16 protein-coding genes are annotated in these 17,806 nt (G+C 71.8%); 9 read left to right on the top strand and 7 right to left on the bottom strand.

The features are described from left to right. Positions 1–6 precede the first annotated feature (6 nt). From ACIA5F_RS12855 to ACIA5F_RS12875, 5 genes are all read right to left on the bottom strand, one after another. Positions 7–324 carry a bifunctional 3-phenylpropionate/cinnamic acid dioxygenase ferredoxin subunit gene (locus ACIA5F_RS12855; RefSeq protein WP_399352014.1) on the bottom strand — a complete coding sequence of 106 codons (318 nt, stop codon included), beginning with the start codon at positions 322–324 and terminating at the stop codon, positions 7–9. Next, positions 324–1,502 carry a Fe-S cluster assembly protein SufD gene (gene sufD, locus ACIA5F_RS12860; RefSeq protein ID WP_399352016.1) on the bottom strand — a complete coding sequence of 393 codons (1,179 nt, stop codon included), beginning with the start codon at positions 1,500–1,502 and terminating at the stop codon, positions 324–326. The genes ACIA5F_RS12855 and sufD overlap by 1 nt, the downstream gene beginning before the upstream one ends. 85 nt (positions 1,503–1,587) lie before the next feature. Further along, the gene (sufB, locus tag ACIA5F_RS12865) at positions 1,588–3,003 is read right to left on the bottom strand and encodes a Fe-S cluster assembly protein SufB (RefSeq protein ID WP_399352018.1); all 1,416 of its coding nucleotides are present in this window, start codon (positions 3,001–3,003) and stop codon (positions 1,588–1,590) included. Further along, complete coding sequence (locus ACIA5F_RS12870; RefSeq protein WP_399352020.1) at positions 3,000–3,761, bottom strand: helix-turn-helix transcriptional regulator; 762 nt, start codon at positions 3,759–3,761, stop codon at positions 3,000–3,002. The genes sufB and ACIA5F_RS12870 overlap by 4 nt, the downstream gene beginning before the upstream one ends. 101 nt (positions 3,762–3,862) lie before the next feature. Then, positions 3,863–4,654, bottom strand: coding sequence for a formate/nitrite transporter family protein (locus ACIA5F_RS12875; protein ID WP_399352022.1), 792 nt, complete (start codon positions 4,652–4,654; stop codon positions 3,863–3,865). Between the two features lie 119 nt (positions 4,655–4,773). On the opposite strand from ACIA5F_RS12875, the gene ACIA5F_RS12880 reads away from it, so the two are divergent. From ACIA5F_RS12880 to ACIA5F_RS12895, 4 genes are all read left to right on the top strand, one after another. Further along, on the top strand, positions 4,774–5,709 hold the full coding sequence (locus tag ACIA5F_RS12880) for an ABC transporter ATP-binding protein (RefSeq protein WP_399352024.1): 936 nt from the start codon (positions 4,774–4,776) through the stop codon (positions 5,707–5,709). A 273-nt stretch (positions 5,710–5,982) separates the two neighbouring features. Continuing rightward, positions 5,983–6,765 carry an ABC transporter permease gene (locus tag ACIA5F_RS12885; protein ID WP_399352026.1) on the top strand — a complete coding sequence of 261 codons (783 nt, stop codon included), beginning with the start codon at positions 5,983–5,985 and terminating at the stop codon, positions 6,763–6,765. Positions 6,766–6,861: 96 nt separating this feature from the next. Beyond that, positions 6,862–7,995 carry a hypothetical protein gene (locus ACIA5F_RS12890; protein ID WP_399352028.1) on the top strand — a complete coding sequence of 378 codons (1,134 nt, stop codon included), beginning with the start codon at positions 6,862–6,864 and terminating at the stop codon, positions 7,993–7,995. Between the two features lie 25 nt (positions 7,996–8,020). Continuing rightward, positions 8,021–8,989 (top strand): heme A synthase, encoded by a 969-nt coding sequence (locus ACIA5F_RS12895; RefSeq protein ID WP_399352030.1) that lies wholly within the window; start codon positions 8,021–8,023, stop codon positions 8,987–8,989. Positions 8,990–9,245: 256 nt separating this feature from the next. Here ACIA5F_RS12895 and ACIA5F_RS12900 read toward each other — a convergent pair whose 3' ends face one another. After that, the gene (locus ACIA5F_RS12900) at positions 9,246–9,641 is read right to left on the bottom strand and encodes a hypothetical protein (protein WP_399352032.1); all 396 of its coding nucleotides are present in this window, start codon (positions 9,639–9,641) and stop codon (positions 9,246–9,248) included. A gap of 65 nt (positions 9,642–9,706) precedes the next feature. Further along, on the bottom strand, positions 9,707–10,681 hold the full coding sequence (locus tag ACIA5F_RS12905) for a heme o synthase (RefSeq protein WP_399352033.1): 975 nt from the start codon (positions 10,679–10,681) through the stop codon (positions 9,707–9,709). A gap of 347 nt (positions 10,682–11,028) precedes the next feature. On the opposite strand from ACIA5F_RS12905, the gene tkt reads away from it, so the two are divergent. The 5 genes from tkt to pgl all read left to right on the top strand — a co-directional run bounded on the left by tkt (position 11,029) and on the right by pgl (position 17,803). Continuing rightward, on the top strand, positions 11,029–13,131 hold the full coding sequence (tkt, locus tag ACIA5F_RS12910) for a transketolase (protein WP_399352035.1): 2,103 nt from the start codon (positions 11,029–11,031) through the stop codon (positions 13,129–13,131). A gap of 35 nt (positions 13,132–13,166) precedes the next feature. Beyond that, positions 13,167–14,285 carry a transaldolase gene (tal, locus tag ACIA5F_RS12915; protein WP_399352037.1) on the top strand — a complete coding sequence of 373 codons (1,119 nt, stop codon included), beginning with the start codon at positions 13,167–13,169 and terminating at the stop codon, positions 14,283–14,285. A gap of 5 nt (positions 14,286–14,290) precedes the next feature. Beyond that, a complete protein-coding gene (gene zwf, locus ACIA5F_RS12920; protein ID WP_399352039.1) occupies positions 14,291–15,820 on the top strand; it encodes a glucose-6-phosphate dehydrogenase in 1,530 nt (509 codons plus the stop codon). After that, on the top strand, positions 15,817–16,893 hold the full coding sequence (opcA, locus tag ACIA5F_RS12925; RefSeq protein WP_399352041.1) for a glucose-6-phosphate dehydrogenase assembly protein OpcA: 1,077 nt from the start codon (positions 15,817–15,819) through the stop codon (positions 16,891–16,893). Before zwf ends, opcA begins: the two co-directional genes overlap by 4 nt. A 133-nt stretch (positions 16,894–17,026) precedes the next feature. Next, positions 17,027–17,803 (top strand): 6-phosphogluconolactonase, encoded by a 777-nt coding sequence (gene pgl, locus ACIA5F_RS12930; protein WP_399352043.1) that lies wholly within the window; start codon positions 17,027–17,029, stop codon positions 17,801–17,803. Positions 17,804–17,806: the final 3 nt, after the last annotated feature.

Here is a 17,806-nt window from a genome sequence, read left to right on the forward strand (position 1 = left end):
GATACCTCAGGACTCCTGGGTGAGGGAGACGAGTACATCGTCCCCTTCGATCTTTACGGGGTATACGGGTACGGGGCGCGTCGCGGGCAGACCGGACGGCTTGCCGGTGCGCAGGTCGAAGGACGACCCGTGCAGCCAGCACTCGATCATGCAGTCCTCGACCTCGCCCTCCGAGAGCGAGACGTTCGCGTGCGAGCAGATGTCGTTGATCGCGAACACCTCCCCCTCGGTGGACACGATGGACACCGGCGTGCCGTCGAGTTCCACCCGCTTGGGGGTGTCCTCCTCCAGCTCGCTCAGCGCGCACACCTTGACGTAGGTCATCAGACGGACGCCTGGAGCTCGGTCTCGATCCTGGCGAGCAGGCGCTCCTCGATGTCCGGGACACCGATCTGCTGGACGAGCTCGGCGAAGAAGCCGCGCACGACCAGACGGCGGGCCTCGTCGGCCGGGATGCCGCGGGCCTGGAGGTAGAAGAGCTGCTCGTCGTCGAAACGGCCGGTGGCGGAGGCGTGGCCGGCGCCGACGATCTCGCCGGTCTCGATCTCCAGGTTCGGCACCGAGTCGACCCGCGCGCCGTCCGTCAGGACGAGGTTGCGGTTCATCTCGTAGGTGTCGGTGCCCTCGGCGGTCTTCTCGATGAGGACGTCACCGATCCAGACCGCGTGGGCGCCCTCGCCCTGGAGCGCGCCCTTGTAGACCACGTTCGAGGTGCAGTGCGGGGCGACGTGGTCGACCAGGAGGCGGTGCTCCTGGTGCTGGCCGGCGTCGGTGAAGTACAGGCCGAAGAGCTGGGCCTCGCCGCCGGGGCCGGCGTAGTTCACGCGCGGGTGCAGGCGGACGACGTCGCCGCCGAAGGTGACGACGACCGACTTGAAGGTGGCGTCGCGGCCGACCAGCACGTTGTGCTGGGAGCAGTGGACGGCGTTGTCGTCCCAGTCCTGCACGGAGACGACGGTGAGCTTGGCGCCGTCGCCGACCAGGAAGTCGACGTTGGCGGCGCGCACGGCGTCACCGGTGTGGTCGATGACGATGACGGCCTCGGCGAAGGGCTGCACGTCGAAGACGGTGTGACCGAAGGTGGTGCCGCCCTCGCCGTGCAGCGAGACGCGGACCGGTTCGGTCAGGACGGCTTCCTTGGCCACGGTGACGACCGTGGCCTTCTCGAAGGACGAGAACGCCTGGGCGGCGATCCGGTCCACCGGGGTGCCGGCCTTGCCGATGCGCGCGTCTTCGCGGCCCACGGATTCGACGGTGACGCCCTCGGGCGCGTCGATCTGGGCCTTCATGGTGCCGTCGGCGACCGCGGTGCCGTCGTGCAGACCGCGGAGGCGGGCGAGCGGGGTGAACCGCCACTCCTCCTCGCGGCCGTGCGGGACCGGGAAGTCGGCCACGTCGAAGGACGGGGGCGCGCTCATCCGGGTGGCGACGGTGGACTCGGCGGCCACCGCGATCGAGCCGGCGGTGGTCGAACCCGCCGGGATATTCTGAGCCTCAGCCATGGCTGTCGTCTTGCTCACTTTCTTCGTTGCGGTCCCCGGCCCGCTGGGGACGCGGACCGTGGAGCTGGTGGGGGGACGGCCGGGGTCAGCCGACCGAGCCCTCCATCTGCAGCTCGATCAGCCGGTTCAGCTCCAGCGCGTACTCCATCGGCAGCTCGCGCGCGATCGGCTCGACGAAGCCGCGCACGATCATGGCCATGGCCTCGAACTCGGTCAGGCCGCGGCTCATCAGGTAGAAGAGCTGGTCGTCGGAGACCTTGGAGACGGTCGCCTCGTGACCCATGGACACGTCGTCCTCGCGGACGTCCACGTAGGGGTAGGTGTCCGAGCGGGAGATGGTGTCGACCAGGAGCGCGTCGCACAGCACGTTGGACTTCGAGCCGTGGGCGCCCTCGCCGATCTCGACCAGGCCCCGGTAGGAGGTCCGGCCGCCGCCGCGCGCCACCGACTTGGAGACGATGTTCGAGGAGGTGTTCGGCGCCATGTGCACCATCTTGGAGCCGGCGTCCTGGTGCTGGCCCTCGCCCGCGAAGGCGATGGACAGGGTCTCGCCCTTGGCGTGCTCGCCCATCAGGTAGACGGCCGGGTACTTCATGGTGACCTTGGAGCCGATGTTGCCGTCGATCCACTCCATGGTCGCGCCCTCGTACGCCACGGCGCGCTTGGTGACCAGGTTGTAGACGTTGTTCGACCAGTTCTGGATGGTCGTGTAACGGCAGCGGCCACCCTTCTTGACGATGATCTCGACCACGGCGCTGTGCAGCGAGTCCGAGGAGTAGATCGGGGCGGTGCAGCCCTCGACGTAGTGGACGTAGGCGTCCTCGTCGACGATGATCAGCGTCCGCTCGAACTGGCCCATGTTCTCCGTGTTGATACGGAAGTAGGCCTGGAGCGGGATGTCGACCTTGACGCCCTTGGGCACGTAGATGAACGAGCCGCCGGACCACACCGCGGTGTTCAGCGAGGCGAACTTGTTGTCGCCGACCGGGATGACCGTGCCGAAGTACTCCTGGAAGAGCTCCGGGTGCTCCTTGAGCGCGGTGTCCGTGTCGAGGAAGATGACGCCCTGCTCCTCCAGGTCCTCGCGGATCTGGTGGTAGACGACCTCGGACTCGTACTGGGCCGCGACACCGGCGACGAGGCGCTGCTTCTCCGCCTCGGGGATGCCGAGCCTGTCGTACGTGTTCTTGATGTCCTCCGGCAGGTCCTCCCACGAAGCGGCCTGCTTCTCGGTGGAGCGGACGAAGTACTTGATGTTGTCGAAGTCGATGCCCGAGAGGTCGGAGCCCCAGTTCGGCATGGGCTTCTTGCCGAAGAGCTTCAGCCCCTTGAGGCGGAGGTTCAGCATCCACTCCGGCTCGGACTTCTTCGCCGAGATGTCGCGGACGACTTCCTCGGACAGACCCCGCTTGGCGGCGGAGCCGGCCGCGTCGGAGTCGGCCCAGCCGTATTCGTAGGTGCCCAGGCCATCGAGCTCAGGGTGAGCAGTCTCCGTGGTCATGCGGGGTTCCTCCCGGCCGTACTTGCAGATACTGATGTGTCGGTCTGTGGGGCGCTCGCGCTGCGCGGAATGAACGTGGTGCACACCCCGTCGCCGTGGGCGATCGTGGCGAGGCGCTGCACATGCGTCCCGAGCAGGCGGGAGAAGACCTCGGTCTCCGCCTCGCACAGCTGCGGGAACTGCTCGGCGACGTGGGCGACCGGGCAGTGGTGCTGGCAGAGCTGTTCACCGCTGTGCGGACCGGGAGCGCTCTTCGCCGTAGCAGCGTACCCGTCCCTGGTCAACGCCTTGGCCAGGGCCTCGGTGCGCTCCTCGGGGGCGGCGGCCTCGACGGAGTCCCGGTAGGTCTCCGCCTGTGCCTCCAGCCGGGCCCTGGCGAAGGCGGCGACGGCCGCCTCGCCCTGTTTCCCGCCGCCCGCGGAGTGCGCGATCCAGCGCAGGGCCTCCGCGGCGAGCAGGTCGTAGGACTGGTCGAAGGCGTCCCGGCCGCAGGCCGTGAGCGCGAACACCTTGGCGGGCCGGCCCCGGGTGCGGGCACCGTAGACGCGCTGCTCGCGGGCGGCGATCACATCGTCGGCGACGAGCGCGTCGAGGTGGCGGCGGACGGCGGCCTGGGTGAGGCCGAGGCGCTGGGCGAGGTCGGCGACGGTGGACGGACCGTGGTCCAGGATGGACCGCGCGACCCGGTCGCGGGTGGACCGCTCCCCGGTCACGAGCTCCCCCTGGGGGGTCTCGGTCTGCCGTTCGCTGTATTTCACAACGCCATTGTTGCGTAATTAGAGGCGCCCCGACAAGCCGTGACGGAGGCCACTCCTGGTGGCCTCTATCACTAAGGGTTACCTTAGTTGTCGACGCAGAGTCACCTCCGGGGCAGGGCCCTCCCCTCGTGACGAGCCCCTCCGAGGAACCAGTACACGGCTCCCACCAGCAGACCTCCGCCCACGATGTTGCCCGGCACGGTGAACATCAGATTCCGGAAAAGCTCACCGAAACCGGCCGAACCGTCCAGGATCGCCAGGCTGAAAAGAGCCATGTTCGCCACACAGTGCTCGAATCCGACGGCCACGAACACCGCCACCGGCAGCCAGAGCACGATGATCCTGGCGACGTCCCCGCGGGCCCGGGTGAACATCCAGACGGCCAGGCAGACGAGCATGTTGCACAGGACCGCCCGCCAGAAGAGCTGGCCGCCGTCCAGCGCCGTCTTCCCCCGGACCATCTCCGCGAGCATGGCCCGCGCGGAGGGCGAGGAGGTCACCCCCGAGGCGTGCGCCATCGCCCCGAAGGAGAAGGCCCCGGCCAGGTTGCCGACCAGCGACAACGTCCAGGACAGGACCAGGTCCCGCACCCCGGTCCGGCCGGAGAGCGCGCCGACCAGCATGACCATCACATTGCTCGTGAAGAGCTGGGCACCCGCGAACATCACGATCGTCAGCGCGATCGGGAAGACCGCGCCCTCCAGCAGCGCCGTCGCCGCCGAGCCCTCCGCCACGAACGGCGAGATCCCGGCCAGCAGCAGCACCTCGCCGACCCCGATGTAGGCACCCGCGAGCATCGCCGAGACGAGGTAGCGCGGCGGGTGCCGGAGCTCGTGGGCCTTGCGCCCGGCCTGCCCCGAGGTGGCTTCGACGTTCTGCGCGATGGTGTCCACCCCTCGACGCTAGGCCCGCCGCCCGCCCGTCCCCGCCCGGGAAAGTCACGAAACGGGTGGACCCGTGACCCCCGGGGCCGGGCCCAAGGACCCTCCCGCCGCTCCGTAGACTCACCCGCATGAGCAACGACCCCGCCGTGGAGATCCGCGGACTGGTGAAACGGTACCGCCCAGTCCCGGACCCGCCGGCGGTGGACGGCCTGGACCTCACCGTCCGCAGGGCCTCGGTCACCGCGGTCCTCGGCCCCAACGGCGCGGGCAAGACGACCACGGTGGAGACCTGCGAGGGCTACCGCCGCCCCGACGCGGGCACCGTCCGCGTCCTCGGCCTCGACCCCTTCGCCCAGGCCGCGGCGCTGCGCCCCCGCATCGGCGTGATGCTCCAGTCCGGCGGGGTCTACTCCGGCGCGCGCGCCGTCGAGATGCTCCGCCACATGGCCGCCCTCCACGCCGCCCCGCTCGACGTGGACACCCTGGTGGAACGCCTCGGCCTCGGCGGCTGCGGCCGGACCCCCTACCGCCGGCTCTCCGGCGGCCAGCAGCAGCGCCTGGCCCTGGCCATGGCCGTGGTCGGCCGCCCCGAGCTGGTCTTCCTGGACGAACCCACCGCCGGCCTGGACCCCCAGGCCCGCCGGGCGACCTGGGAACTCGTACGGGAACTGCGCGCCGACGGGGTGTCCGTCGTCCTCACCACCCACCACATGGACGAGGCCGAGCAGCTCGCGGACGAGGTCGCCATCGTGGACGCGGGCCGGGTCATCGCCCACGGCACCCCCGAGGAACTGTGCCGGGGCGGCGCCGAGAACACGCTGCGCTTCACCGGCCGCCCCTCCCTCGACCTCGCCTCCCTGCTGAAGGCGCTGCCCGACGGCACCGGGGCCGCCGAACTCACCCCGGGCGTCTACCGGGTCTCCGGGGACGTCCACCCGAGGCTGCTGGCCACCGTCGCCTCCTGGTGCGCGCAGCACGGCGTGATGCCCGACAGCCTCTCCGTGGAGCGGCACACCCTGGAGGACGTGTTCCTGGAGCTGACCGGCAAGGAGCTGCGCGGATGACCACGTACGGAACCGGCACCCGCCGGGGGCCCGGGGGTCGCCCCCCCGGAAGGACACAGCCTGGAGCTGACCGGCAAGGAGCTGCGCGGATGACCACGTACGGAACCGGCACCCGCCGGGGGCCCGGGGGTCGCCCCCCGGAAGGACACAGCCCGGAGCTGACCGGCAAGGAGTTGCGCGGATGACCACGTACGCAACCGGCACCCGCCGGGGGCCCGGGGGCCGCCCCCCGGAAGGACACAGCCCGGAGCCGACCGGCAAGGAGCTGCGCGGATGAGCGCCGGTACGTTCACCCCCGCCCCCGGGGCTGCCCCCGTCTCCCGCATGATCCTCGCGCAGACGGCGCTGGAGACCCGGATGCTGCTGCGCAACGGGGAGCAGCTGCTGCTGACCGTGGTCATCCCGGCGCTGCTGCTGGTCCTGTTCTCCTCGGTGGACATCATCACCGTGCCCGTCCAGGAGGGCGGCGGCGGGAAGTCCGTGGATTTCCTCGCGCCCGGCGTCCTGGCGCTCGCCGTGATGTCCACCGCCTTCACCGGCCAGGCCATCGCCACCGGCTTCGACCGCCGCTACGGGGTCCTCAAGCGGCTCGGGGCCTCCCCGCTGCCGCGGTGGGCGCTGATGGCCGCCAAGACCCTGTCGGTGCTGGTCACCGAGGTGCTCCAGATCGCCCTGCTCACCGCGATCGCCTTCGCGCTGGGCTGGTCCCCGCAGGGGAACCCGCTCTCGGCCGCCGCGCTGATCCTGCTGGGCACCGCCGCGTTCTCCGGGCTCGGGCTGCTGATGGCGGGCACGCTCAAGGCCGAGCTGACCCTGGCCGCCGCGAACCTGGTCTTCCTGCTGCTGCTGGTCGGCGGCGGGGTGATCGTGCCGCTGGAGAAGTTCCCGGAAGCGGTCCAGGAGGTCCTGGGCCTGCTGCCCATCGCGGCCCTGTCCGAGGGGCTGCGCGAGGTGCTCCAGCACGGGGGCGCGCTGCCCTGGGCGGACGCCGCCGTCCTGACGGCCTGGGCCGTCCTGGGCCTGGGCGCCGCCGCGCGGTTCTTCCGCTGGGAATGAACCGCCGGAGAGGAAGCCTTCCGCCCGGCTCCGCCGTGGCGCGACGACGGACGTCCCCACCCGTGAGGGACGCAGACCACGAAGCCGGGGGCGGACATGGCGGAGCGAGAGGCCGTTTCGGGGCTCGACGAGCGGTGGGTGCTGGTCCGGTCGGGGGCCGTGGAGGTGGCGCCCGAGGAGCGCGAACGGCTGCTGGACGAGCTGATCGCCGCCCTACGCGCCCAGCCGGACGATCCCGGCCGCACCGCCCTGCTGGGGCTGCGGCTGGCCGACCGGGCCGCGCTGCGCTTCGCCGAGGGGGACCGTGCCTCGGCGCTCGGCGCGATCGAGGAGTCGCTGCGCAGCTCCGGGCGGGCGGCCCCGTACTCCGCCGAGTTCGCCCGCTGGTACGCGCGCGGGCTGATCAACCACGGGGTGTGGCTGGCCTGGCCGCTGAGTGACGGCGACCGGCTGCCGAGGCATCCGCTGGGCGCGGCCGGCTCCGAGGGTCCCACGGCCATGGAGCGCGCCGCCGGCGAGCGGGCCCGCGACCTGACCCGCACGGCGGTCGAGGTGTGGTCCGGGCTGGACCAGGAGGACCCGGTCAACCGGCGCGGTCTCGCCCAGGCCAAGGTCTTCCTCGGGGACCGGCTCGCCGAGCTGGGCGCCGCCGAGGAGGCGGTGGCCTGGGCGGTGGACGCGCAGGAGGACTTCCGCCGGCTGCTGTTCTCGGCCCCCGGCGCCGAGGAGGCCCAGGAGGCCGGGGAGGCCCTGGACCACCTCGGCCGCCAGCTCGGGCTGCGGCTGCGCTTCCTGTCCTTCGACTCCCTGGTGAGCCTGCGCGCCCGGGGGCTGCTGCCCGAACCGCTGCTGCCCCAGGCCGTGGTGGCCGCCCGCGTCCGGGGGGCGGACGGGTCCGTGATCGCCGCCCGGCTCGGCCTCGGCGCCGGACAGGTCGCCACCATGCTGGAGGTCACCCCCTGGCTCGCGGTCTGGCGGATCGACGTACGGACCCCCGACGGGCTGTGGAAGGCGCTGGACCGGCCCTGGCGCGACACGGCCGAGGTGCGCGACCGGACGGCCGAGGAGGTGGCCGCCGGGGTGGTGCGCGCGTTCAGGGCCCGCGCCGACTGCCCCGGCGAGGGCGGCTCCTGGCGCATCCGGCTCTGGTGGCACGAGGAGGGCGACCCGGCGGGGGCCGCGTACCGGCTGTTCGCCGGGCCCGACGCACCCGCCGGGACCCCCTCGTGAAACTTTGCACAAGGCGCCGCCTACGATGGTGGCCGTGTTGACCCCTCTCGCCTTCATCGCCAGCCGCTGGACCCCGTCCGCCCGGACCGTCCGGCGGGCCGCGTCCGCCGCGCTCCTCATGAGCGTGGTCATCGTCGTCACCGGCGGCGCGGTACGGCTGACCGGTTCCGGCCTCGGCTGCGACACCTGGCCCAAGTGCACCGACGACAGTCTGATCGCGACGCCCGCCCAGGGCCTCCACGGCGCCATCGAGTTCGGCAACCGGCTGCTGACGTACGTGCTCTGCGCGGCCGTCGGCTGGATCATCGTCGCGGCGCGCTCGGCCGAGCCGTGGCGCCGGTCGCTGACCCGGCTGGGCTGGCTCCAGTTCGTCATCGTGACGGCCAACGCCGTGCTCGGCGGCATCACCGTCATGACGGGGCTCAACCCGTACAGCGTCGCCGGGCACTTCCTGCTCGCGACCGCGCTGATCACCGTCGCCACCGTCACCTGGCAGCGCACCCGTGAGGGTGACCACGCGCCCCGGCCGCGCGTGCCCGGCCCGGTGCGCAAGCTGTCGTGGACGCTGCTGACGGCCACCTCCGTGCTGATCGCGGCGGGCACGGTGGTGACGGGTTCCGGTCCGCACGCCGGTGACAGCAGCGAGATCGCGCGGATGCCCTTCGACTGGGCCACCACCGCGCACGTGCACGCCGTCGCCGCCTGGGTGGTGTGCGCGCTCGCCGTGGCGATGTGGCTGCTGCTGCGGGTCGCGGACGCCCCCGCCGACACCCTGGCCCGCTCCCGCGACCTGCTGGTCGTGCTGCTGGCGCAGGGCGTCATCGGCTACGTCCAGTTCTTCAGCGATCTGCCCGAACTGCTGGTCGGCGCCCACATGCTGGGCTCCTGCCTGGTGTGGATCGCGGTCCTGCGGGTGGCGCTGAGCCTGCGCGAGCGCCCGGCGGAGCAGCCGGAGCTCCCGGCCCGGGACAGCGCCCCGCTCTCCGTGGCCTGACCGCCCGGCCCCCGGCCCCGTACCGCCCGCCCGGCCCCTGGCCGTGGCGGGCGGTGTCGTTCGCGGCCAGGGGCCGTGTACGGGGAACCCCGGGCGGTGGTCGGAGCCGGGCGCCCCACCCCCGGGCGGCGAAAAACCCCGCGCCCTGAACAGGTGCGCGGGGTTCACGTGCTCCGCGGCCTGAGAGCCGGGGCGTCTGCCGGAGACACCGGGTGACACGGCGTCCGAGGTGTTGACCGGGGCGGTGCGGGAGGGGTCAGGCCGCCGGATCGACGGGGGTGGCCGGGTCGGCCGGGTTGGCGGGGCCGCCGAGCTGGATGCCCGCCATCCGGGTCCACTCGTACGGCCCGGTGCGCATCCGCGCGGCCAGCTCGCCGTCGAGCTCCTCGTGGAGGGTCAGTCCGGCCTTGCCGGCGGCCAGTACGGCCACCGCGTGGTCCGGGGCGACCAGGTCGCCCCAGCCGCCGTCCGTACCGACGAGCACGATCCGGGTGCCGGCCCGGCCGATGTGGGCGAGGTGGCCCTCGGCGCCGCCGTGGCGTCCGGCGAACGCGCCGATCCGGCGGGCCAGCCGGGCCGCCCTGCGGTCCTGCTTCCTGTCCGCGGCGCCTGCGGTGCCCGCCGCGCCTGCGGTCTCTGCGGTGTCTGCCATGAACGGCATGCTACCGGCGAGTAATCAGTGGAGGAAGGGAGCCGGGAGGTGTCGGAGGGAGCGGGTCAGCGGAGGAAGGGGTCGACGGCCACGGCCACGAAGAGCAGCGACACGTAGGTGATGGACCAGTGGAACAGCCGCATCTCCTTGAGCTTCGGACCCGTCACGTCCGACTTGGCCCGGGTGTGCAGCGCGTGCGCCTCCCACAGCCACCAGCCGCCCGCGAGCAGCGCGACCGAGGTGTAGAACCAGCCGGTGTACCCCAGCGGGGTCAGCAGCAGCGAGACCGCCACCATCACCCAGCTGTAGACGACGATCTGGCGGGCCACGACCTTGTTGCCGGCCACCACGGGGAGCATCGGCACGCCGACCCGCGCGTAGTCGTCCTTCACCTTCATCGACAGCGGCCAGTAGTGCGGCGGCGTCCAGAAGAAGATGACGAGGAAGAGGATGACCGCGGCCCAGGAGACCTCGTTCTTCACCGCCGACCAGCCGATCAGCACCGGCATGCAGCCCGCGATGCCGCCCCAGACGATGTTCTGGGAGGTGCGCCGCTTCAGCAGCATCGTGTAGACCACGACGTAGAAGAGGAGCGCGCCGAGCGAGAGCGCCGCCGAGAGCCAGTTGATCAGCAGCCCGAAGAAGAGGGTGGAGACCACCCCGAGGGTGATGCCGAAGGCGAGGCACTCGCGCGGGCTGACCATGCCGGTCACCAGCGGGCGCTGGGACGTGCGGTCCATCAGCGCGTCGATGTCGCGGTCGATGTACATGTTCAGCGCGTTGGCGCCGCCCGCGGAGAGGTAGCCGCCGAAGCAGGTCGCGAGAACCAGCCACAGGGACGGCACGCCCTGTTCCGCGAGGAACATCACCGGCACGGTCGTGATGAGCAGAAGCTCGATGATCCGCGGCTTGGTCAGCGCCACGAAAGCCATGAACCGGGCCCCGAACGGCCGGCGACCGGGGCTCGTCCCGAGTTCCCCCGTGGCCCTGCGGGCACGGGAGGTGCCCCCGCCCGCTGGACGGGATTCGACGGCCGTCACGCACACCCCTGAGAGAGAATCCAGCAAGCTCCGACTCGGCCCTCACGACATGAAGGTCCGGTAAAGGCTTGCGCGTACCACGCCACTGTAGACGTTGCCCTGACATCGCCCCGCGCGGGGGTCGGCTCGTGTTGGGCCGATCGGATCGGGCACCCGGGCCGGGCCGCCCGGGGCCCGTGACGGCGGCCGGACCGGGTGCGTGCGGGCAGGTGAACGCGGTCCGGCGACGTAGTGACGGACTGCGGGCACTCGAATAGCCGCACGCCCCGGCGGGGGTAGGCTCGGAATCGCGCCGGTGCACCGTTCGTCACCGGGAACAGATATGTGGAGAGGAGCCCTGACAAACGGTGAGCACCAAGCCGACCACCACAGAGCTCGTGTGGACCGAACTGGACCAGCGGGCCGTCGACACCGCCCGCATCCTGGCTGCTGACGCGGTACAGAAGGTCGGAAACGGCCACCCCGGTACGGCGATGAGCCTGGCCCCCGCCGCGTACACCCTCTTCCAGAAGGTGATGCGTCACGACCCCGCGGACCCCGAGTGGGTCGGCCGGGACCGCTTCGTGCTTTCCGCCGGGCATTCGTCCCTCACCCTCTACACCCAGCTGTACCTCGCTGGATTCGGGCTCGAACTGGACGACCTCAAGGCGTTCCGCACCTGGGGTTCCAAGACCCCCGGTCACCCGGAGTACGGCCACACCGCCGGCGTCGAGACGACCACCGGCCCGCTGGGCCAGGGCGTCGCCAACGCGGTCGGCATGGCCATGGCCGCCCGCTACGAGCGTGGCCTGTTCGACCCGGAGGCCGCCCCGGGCACCTCCCCGTTCGACCACATGATCTACGCGATCGCCGGCGACGGCTGCCTCCAGGAGGGCATCTCCGCCGAGGCGTCCTCCCTGGCCGGTCACCAGAAGCTCGGCAACCTGGTGCTCCTGTGGGACGACAACCACATCTCCATCGAGGGCGACACCGAGACGGCCGTCTCCGAGGACACCCTCGCCCGCTACGAGGCGTACGGCTGGCACGTCCAGCGCGTCGCGCAGCAGGAGAACGGCGACCTCGACCCGAAGGCGCTCTTCGCCGCCCTCCAGGCCGCCAGGGCCGAGACCGGGCGCCCGTCCTTCATCGCGGCCCGCTCGATCATCGCCTGGCCCGCGCCGCACGCCCAGGGCACCGAGGCCTCGCACGGCTCGGCCCTCGGCGACGCCGAGATCGCGGCCACCAAGCGCGTCCTCGGTTTCGACCCGGAGCAGACCTTCGAGGTCTCCGGCGAGGTCATCGCGCACACCCGCAAGGCGCTCGACCGGGGCCGTGAGGCCAAGGCCGCCTGGGAGAAGGAGTTCTCCGCCTGGCGCACCGCCAACCCGGAGCGCGCGGCCGAGTTCGACCGCATCGACGCGAACGAGCTGCCCGAGGGCTGGGAGGAGAAGATCCCCGCCTTCGAGACCGGCAAGTCCGTCGCCACCCGCGCCGCCTCCGGCAAGGTCCTCGAAGCGCTCGGCGCCGTCATCCCGGAGCTGTGGGGCGGCTCGGCCGACCTGGCCGGCTCCAACAACACCACCATCGACAAGAACTCCTCGTTCCTGCCGGTGGGCAACCCGCTGCCGGGGGCCGACCCGTACGGCCGCACCGTCCACTTCGGCATCCGCGAGCACTCCATGGCCGCGGCCATGAACGGCATCGCCCTGCACGGCCACACCCGCATCTACGGCGGCACCTTCCTGGTGTTCTCCGACTACATGCGCAACGCCGTCCGCCTCTCCGCGCTGATGCACGTGCCGGTCACCTACGTGTGGACGCACGACTCCATCGGCCTCGGCGAGGACGGCCCCACCCACCAGCCCGTCGAGCACGTCGCCTCGCTGCGCGCCATCCCGGGCCTGAACGTGGTCCGCCCGGCCGACGCCAACGAGACCGCCATCGCCTGGCGCGAGATCCTCAGGCGCCACACCAAGGTCTTCGGCAAGGGCGCCCCGCACGGCCTGGCGCTGACCCGCCAGGGCGTGCCGACCTACGAGCGCGACGAGAACGCGGCCAAGGGCGGCTACGTGCTGTTCGAGGCCACGGGCCCCGACGGGCAGGACACGGCCCCCGAGGTCGTCCTCATCGGCACCGGCTCCGAGGTCCAGCTCGCCGTCGCCGCGCGCGAGGCGCTCCAGGCCGAGGGCGTCGCGGCCCGTGTGGTCTCGATGCCGTCCGTCGAGTGGTTCGAGGAGCAGGACCAGGAGTACAAGGACAGCGTCCTGCCCCCCTCGGTCACGGCGCGAGTCGCGGTCGAGGCGGGCATCGGCCTGACCTGGCACCGTTACGTCGGCGACGCGGGCAGGATCGTGTCGCTGGAGCACTTCGGTGCCTCCGCCGACGGCGCCGTGCTGTACCGCGAGTTCGGCCTGACCGCCGAAGCCGTGACCGCAGCCGCCAAGGAATCCCTCGCCGCCGCCGCGCGCTGACGCCGGTACCAGAACCAGTAGGAGATGCAATTCCCATGACAGACGCACTCAAGCGCCTTTCCGACGAGGGCGTGGCGATCTGGCTGGACGACCTGTCCCGCAAGCGCATCACGTCCGGCAACCTGGCCGAGCTCATCGACCAGTCGCACGTGGTCGGTGTCACCACCAACCCGGCCATCTTCCAGAAGGCCATCAGCGGCGGCGAGGGGTACGAGCAGCAGCTCACCGACCTCGCGGCCCGCAAGGTCACCGTGGACGAGGCCCTGCGCATGATCACGACGGCGGACGTCCGTGACGCCGCCGACATCCTGCGCCCGGTCCACGACCGCACCGACGGCCAGGACGGCCGCGTGTCGATCGAGGTCGACCCGCGCCTGGCCCACGAGACGGTGGCGACGGTCGCCGAGGCCAAGCAGCTCGCCTGGCTGGTGGACCGCCCGAACACGCTCATCAAGATCCCGGCGACCAAGGCCGGTCTGCCCGCGATCGCCGCGGTCATCGGCAAGGGCATCAGCGTCAACGTCACGCTGATCTTCTCGCTGGAGCGCTACCGCGGGGTGATGGACGCGTACCTGACGGGTCTGGAGGAGGCGAAGGCCGCCGGTCTCGACCTCTCCCTGATCCACTCGGTCGCCTCCTTCTTCGTCTCCCGCGTGGACAGCGAGATCGACAAGCGCCTGGACGCCGTCGGCACCGACGCGGCCAAGGCCCTCAAGGGCAAGGCGGCGCTCGCCAACGCCCGGCTGGCCTACGAGGCGTACGAGGAGGTCTTCTCCTCCGACCGCTGGACCGCGCTGGAGCGCCTGGGCGCCAACAAGCAGCGTCCGCTGTGGGCCTCGACCGGCGTCAAGGACCCGGCCTACAAGGACACCCTGTACGTGGACGACCTGGTCGCCCCGAACACGGTCAACACCATGCCGGAGGCCACCCTGGAGGCCACCGCCGACCACGGGCAGATCACGGGTGACACCGTGCGCGGCACCTACGAGCAGGCGCGCGCCGAGCTCGCTGCGGTCGCGGAGCAGGGCATCTCGTACGACGATGTGGTGCAGCTGCTGGAGGACGAAGGCGTCGAGAAGTTCGCGGCGTCCTGGAACGACCTGCTGAAGTCGACCGAGGCGGAGCTTGAGCGCCTTGCCCCCGCGGAGGACTGAGTAATTTGTCGGTAAACGGGGCGAACCCGCTTCGTGACGCACAGGACCGTCGGCTCCCGCGTATCGCGGGGCCGTCCGGCCTGGTCATTTTCGGCGTCACGGGTGACCTGTCGCGCAAGAAGCTGATGCCCGCCGTCTACGACCTGGCCAATCGCGGTCTGCTCCCGCCGGGCTTCTCGCTGATCGGGTTCGCCCGGCGCGAGTGGCAGGACGAGGACTTCGCGAAGGAGGTCCACGACGCGGTCAAGGAACACGCCCGCACCCCCTTCCGCGAGGAGGTGTGGCAGCAGCTGGTGCAGGGCTGCCGCTTCGTCCAGGGCGACTTCGACGACGACCAGGCGTTCGAGACGCTGAAGGCGACGATCGAGGAGCTCGACAAGGCGCAGGGCACGGGCGGCAACTTCGCCTTCTACCTGTCCGTCCCGCCGAAGTTCTTCCCCAAGGTCGTCGCCCAGCTCAAGAAGCACGGGCTGGCGGACCAGAAGGAGGGCTCCTGGCGCCGCGCGGTCATCGAGAAGCCGTTCGGGCACGACCTGACCAGTGCGCAGGAGCTCAACCAGCTCGTGCACGACGTCTTCCCGCCCAACGAGGTCTTCCGGATCGACCACTACCTGGGCAAGGAGACCGTCCAGAACATCCTGGCGCTCCGCTTCGCCAACACGATGTTCGAGCCGATCTGGAACCGGTCGTACGTCGACCACGTGCAGATCACCATGGCCGAGGACATCGGCATCGGCGGCCGGGCCGGGTACTACGACGGCATCGGCGCGGCCCGTGACGTCATCCAGAACCACCTGCTCCAGCTCCTCGCGCTGACGGCGATGGAGGAGCCCGGCTCCTTCCACCCCAAGGCGCTGGTGGCCGAGAAGCTCAAGGTGCTGACCGCCGTGGAGCTCCCCGACGACCTGGGCAAGCACACCGTGCGCGGCCAGTACTCGGCGGCGTGGCAGGGCGGCGAGAAGGTCGTCGGGTACCTCGAAGAGGACGGCATCGACCCCAGGTCGAAGACCGACACCTACGCGGCCATCCGTCTGGAGATCAACAACCGCCGCTGGGCGGGCGTCCCGTTCTACCTGCGGACCGGCAAGCGCCTGGGCCGCCGGGTGACCGAGATCGCGGTGGTCTTCAAGCGGGCCCCGTACCTCCCGTTCGAGTCGGGCGCGACCGAGGAGCTGGGGCAGAACGCCCTGGTCATCCGGGTCCAGCCGGACGAGGGCGTGACGGTCCGCTTCGGCTCGAAGGTTCCGGGCACCTCCATGGAGGTCCGGGACGTCACGATGGACTTCGCCTACGGCGAGTCCTTCACGGAGTCGAGCCCCGAGGCGTACGAGCGGCTCATCCTCGACGTGCTCCTCGGCGACGCGAACCTCTTCCCGCGTCACCAGGAGGTCGAGCTGTCCTGGAACATCCTCGACCCGATCGAGGAGTACTGGGACAAGCACGGCAAGCCCGCGCAGTACCCGGCGGGCACCTGGGGTCCGGTCGAGGCGGACGAGATGCTCGCACGAGACGGACGGAGCTGGCGCCGGCCATGAAGATCGACCTTACGGAGACCAACTCCAGCAAGATCAACGCCGCGTTGGTGCAGGCACGCCGGGACATCGGCACGCCGGCCATCGGCATGGTCCTCACGCTGGTGATCGTGACCGACGAGGAGAACGCGTACGACGCGCTCAAGTCGGCGAACGACGCGTCCCACGAACACCCCTCGCGGATCGTCGTCGTCATCAAGCGGGTCAGCCGCTCGCCGCGCAGCCGCCAGGGCGCCCGTCTCGACGCGGAGATCCGCGTCGGGGCGGACTCCGGCACCGGCGAGACGGTGGTGCTCCGCCTCCACGGCGAACTGGTCGACCACGCCCAGTCGGTGGTTCTCCCGCTTCTCCTGCCGGACGCCCCCGTGGTCGTCTGGTGGCCCGAGGGCGCTCCGTCGGACCTGGCGGGCGACCCGCTGGGTTCGCTGGGCCAGCGCCGGATCACGGACACGTACTCCTGCGAGGACCCGATCGGGGCCCTCGGGGCGCGGGCCGCGGCCTACGCACCCGGGGACACCGACCTGTCCTGGACCCGGATCACCCCGTGGCGTTCCATGCTGGCGGCGGCGCTGGACCAGCAGACCCTGTCGGTCGGCACGGTGACCGTCGAGGGCGAGGACGACAACCCGAGCTGCGAGCTGCTGGCCATGTGGCTCGCGGACCGGCTCGGCGTCCCCGTCCAGCGCACCCTGTCGTCGGGCCCGGGTCTGACGGCCGTACGCCTGGAGACCAAGGACGGCGCGATCGTCCTGGACCGCGCGGACGGCTCGCTGGCCACGCTGTGCATGCCGGGGCAGCCCGACCGCGCGGTGGCGCTCAAGCGCCGTGACACGGCCGAGCTGCTGGCGGAGGAGCTGCGCCGGCTGGACCCGGACAACACGTACGAGGCTTCGCTGAAGTTCGGCGTGGCGAAGCTGGCGGCCACCGCTGCGGCGGCGCCCGCGCCGGCGGAGACGGCCAAGGCTCCCGCGGCTGCGGGAGCGGCTGCCGCCAAGCAGGCTCCGGCCGGGCAGGCCGGGGCCGGGGCGGCCAAGGCTCCGGCCGCGAAGCCGGCCAGGAAGGCCGCGGCCAAGTAACACGGTCCACTGCGCGGCCCCGCCCCTCCCCCGCCCCTCGCCGTCCTCCGGGCCGGCGAGGGGCGGGGCGGGCAACGGCTCCGCGCAGTGGCATCCGCACCCGAACTACCAAGAAGGCGGCAACACCATGGGTATGACGACTCCCCAGGTCGTCGTCCACCGGGACAAGGAGCTGATGGCCCAGGCCACGGCGGCCCGGCTCATCACGAAGATCGTGGACGCGCAGGCGGCCCGCGGCTCCGCGTCCGTCGTGCTCACCGGCGGACGCAACGGCAACGGGCTGCTCGCGGCCCTGGCCGCCGCCCCGGCCCGGGACGCGGTCGACTGGTCCCGGCTGGATCTGTGGTGGGGCGACGAGCGGTACGTCCCCGGTGACGACCCGGAGCGCAACCACGTCCAGGCCCGCGAGGTGCTCCTGGACTCCGTCCCGCTCGACCCGGCCCGGGTCCACGTCATGCCCGCCTCGGACGGCCCGTACGGCTCCGACGCGGACGCGGCGGCGGCCTCGTACGCGACCGAGCTGGCGAAGGCCGCCGGGCCCGAGGACCACGGTCCGGTGCCCCGCTTCGACGTGCTGATGCTGGGGGTGGGCCCGGACACCCACGTGGCCTCCCTGTTCCCGGAGCACCCGGCCGCGCGGGAGACCGAGCGCACGGTGGTCGGCGTCCACGGCGCCCCGAAGCCGCCGCCCACCCGGATCTCGCTGACCCTCCCGGCGATCCGGGCGGCCCGCGAGGTGTGGCTCCTGGCGGCGGGCGAGGACAAGGCGGGCGCGGTGGCCATCGCCCTCGGCGGCGCGGGCTCCGTCCAGGCCCCGGCCGCGCAGGCGTACGGCCGCTCCCGCACCCTGTGGCTGCTGGACCGCGCGGCGGCGGCGCAGCTCCCGCCGGAGATGTACCCGCGGGGCTGAGAC

Source organism: Streptomyces sp. NPDC051567 (genome assembly GCF_044454165.1).
GTDB lineage: Bacteria > Actinomycetota > Actinomycetes > Streptomycetales > Streptomycetaceae > Streptomyces.

Coding starts and splice junctions, on each gene's coding strand:
- ACIA5F_RS12855 (WP_399352014.1), bottom strand. CDS start 324: ATGACCTACGTCAAGGTGTGCGCGCTGAGCGAGCTGGAGGAGGACACC.
- sufD (WP_399352016.1), bottom strand. CDS start 1,502: ATGGCTGAGGCTCAGAATATCCCGGCGGGTTCGACCACCGCCGGCTCG.
- sufB (WP_399352018.1), bottom strand. CDS start 3,003: ATGACCACGGAGACTGCTCACCCTGAGCTCGATGGCCTGGGCACCTAC.
- ACIA5F_RS12880 (WP_399352024.1), top strand. CDS start 4,774: ATGAGCAACGACCCCGCCGTGGAGATCCGCGGACTGGTGAAACGGTAC.
- ACIA5F_RS12885 (WP_399352026.1), top strand. CDS start 5,983: ATGAGCGCCGGTACGTTCACCCCCGCCCCCGGGGCTGCCCCCGTCTCC.
- ACIA5F_RS12890 (WP_399352028.1), top strand. CDS start 6,862: ATGGCGGAGCGAGAGGCCGTTTCGGGGCTCGACGAGCGGTGGGTGCTG.
- ACIA5F_RS12895 (WP_399352030.1), top strand. CDS start 8,021: ATGGTGGCCGTGTTGACCCCTCTCGCCTTCATCGCCAGCCGCTGGACC.
- ACIA5F_RS12900 (WP_399352032.1), bottom strand. CDS start 9,641: ATGGCAGACACCGCAGAGACCGCAGGCGCGGCGGGCACCGCAGGCGCC.
- tal (WP_399352037.1), top strand. CDS start 13,167: ATGACAGACGCACTCAAGCGCCTTTCCGACGAGGGCGTGGCGATCTGG.
- opcA (WP_399352041.1), top strand. CDS start 15,817: ATGAAGATCGACCTTACGGAGACCAACTCCAGCAAGATCAACGCCGCG.
- pgl (WP_399352043.1), top strand. CDS start 17,027: ATGACGACTCCCCAGGTCGTCGTCCACCGGGACAAGGAGCTGATGGCC.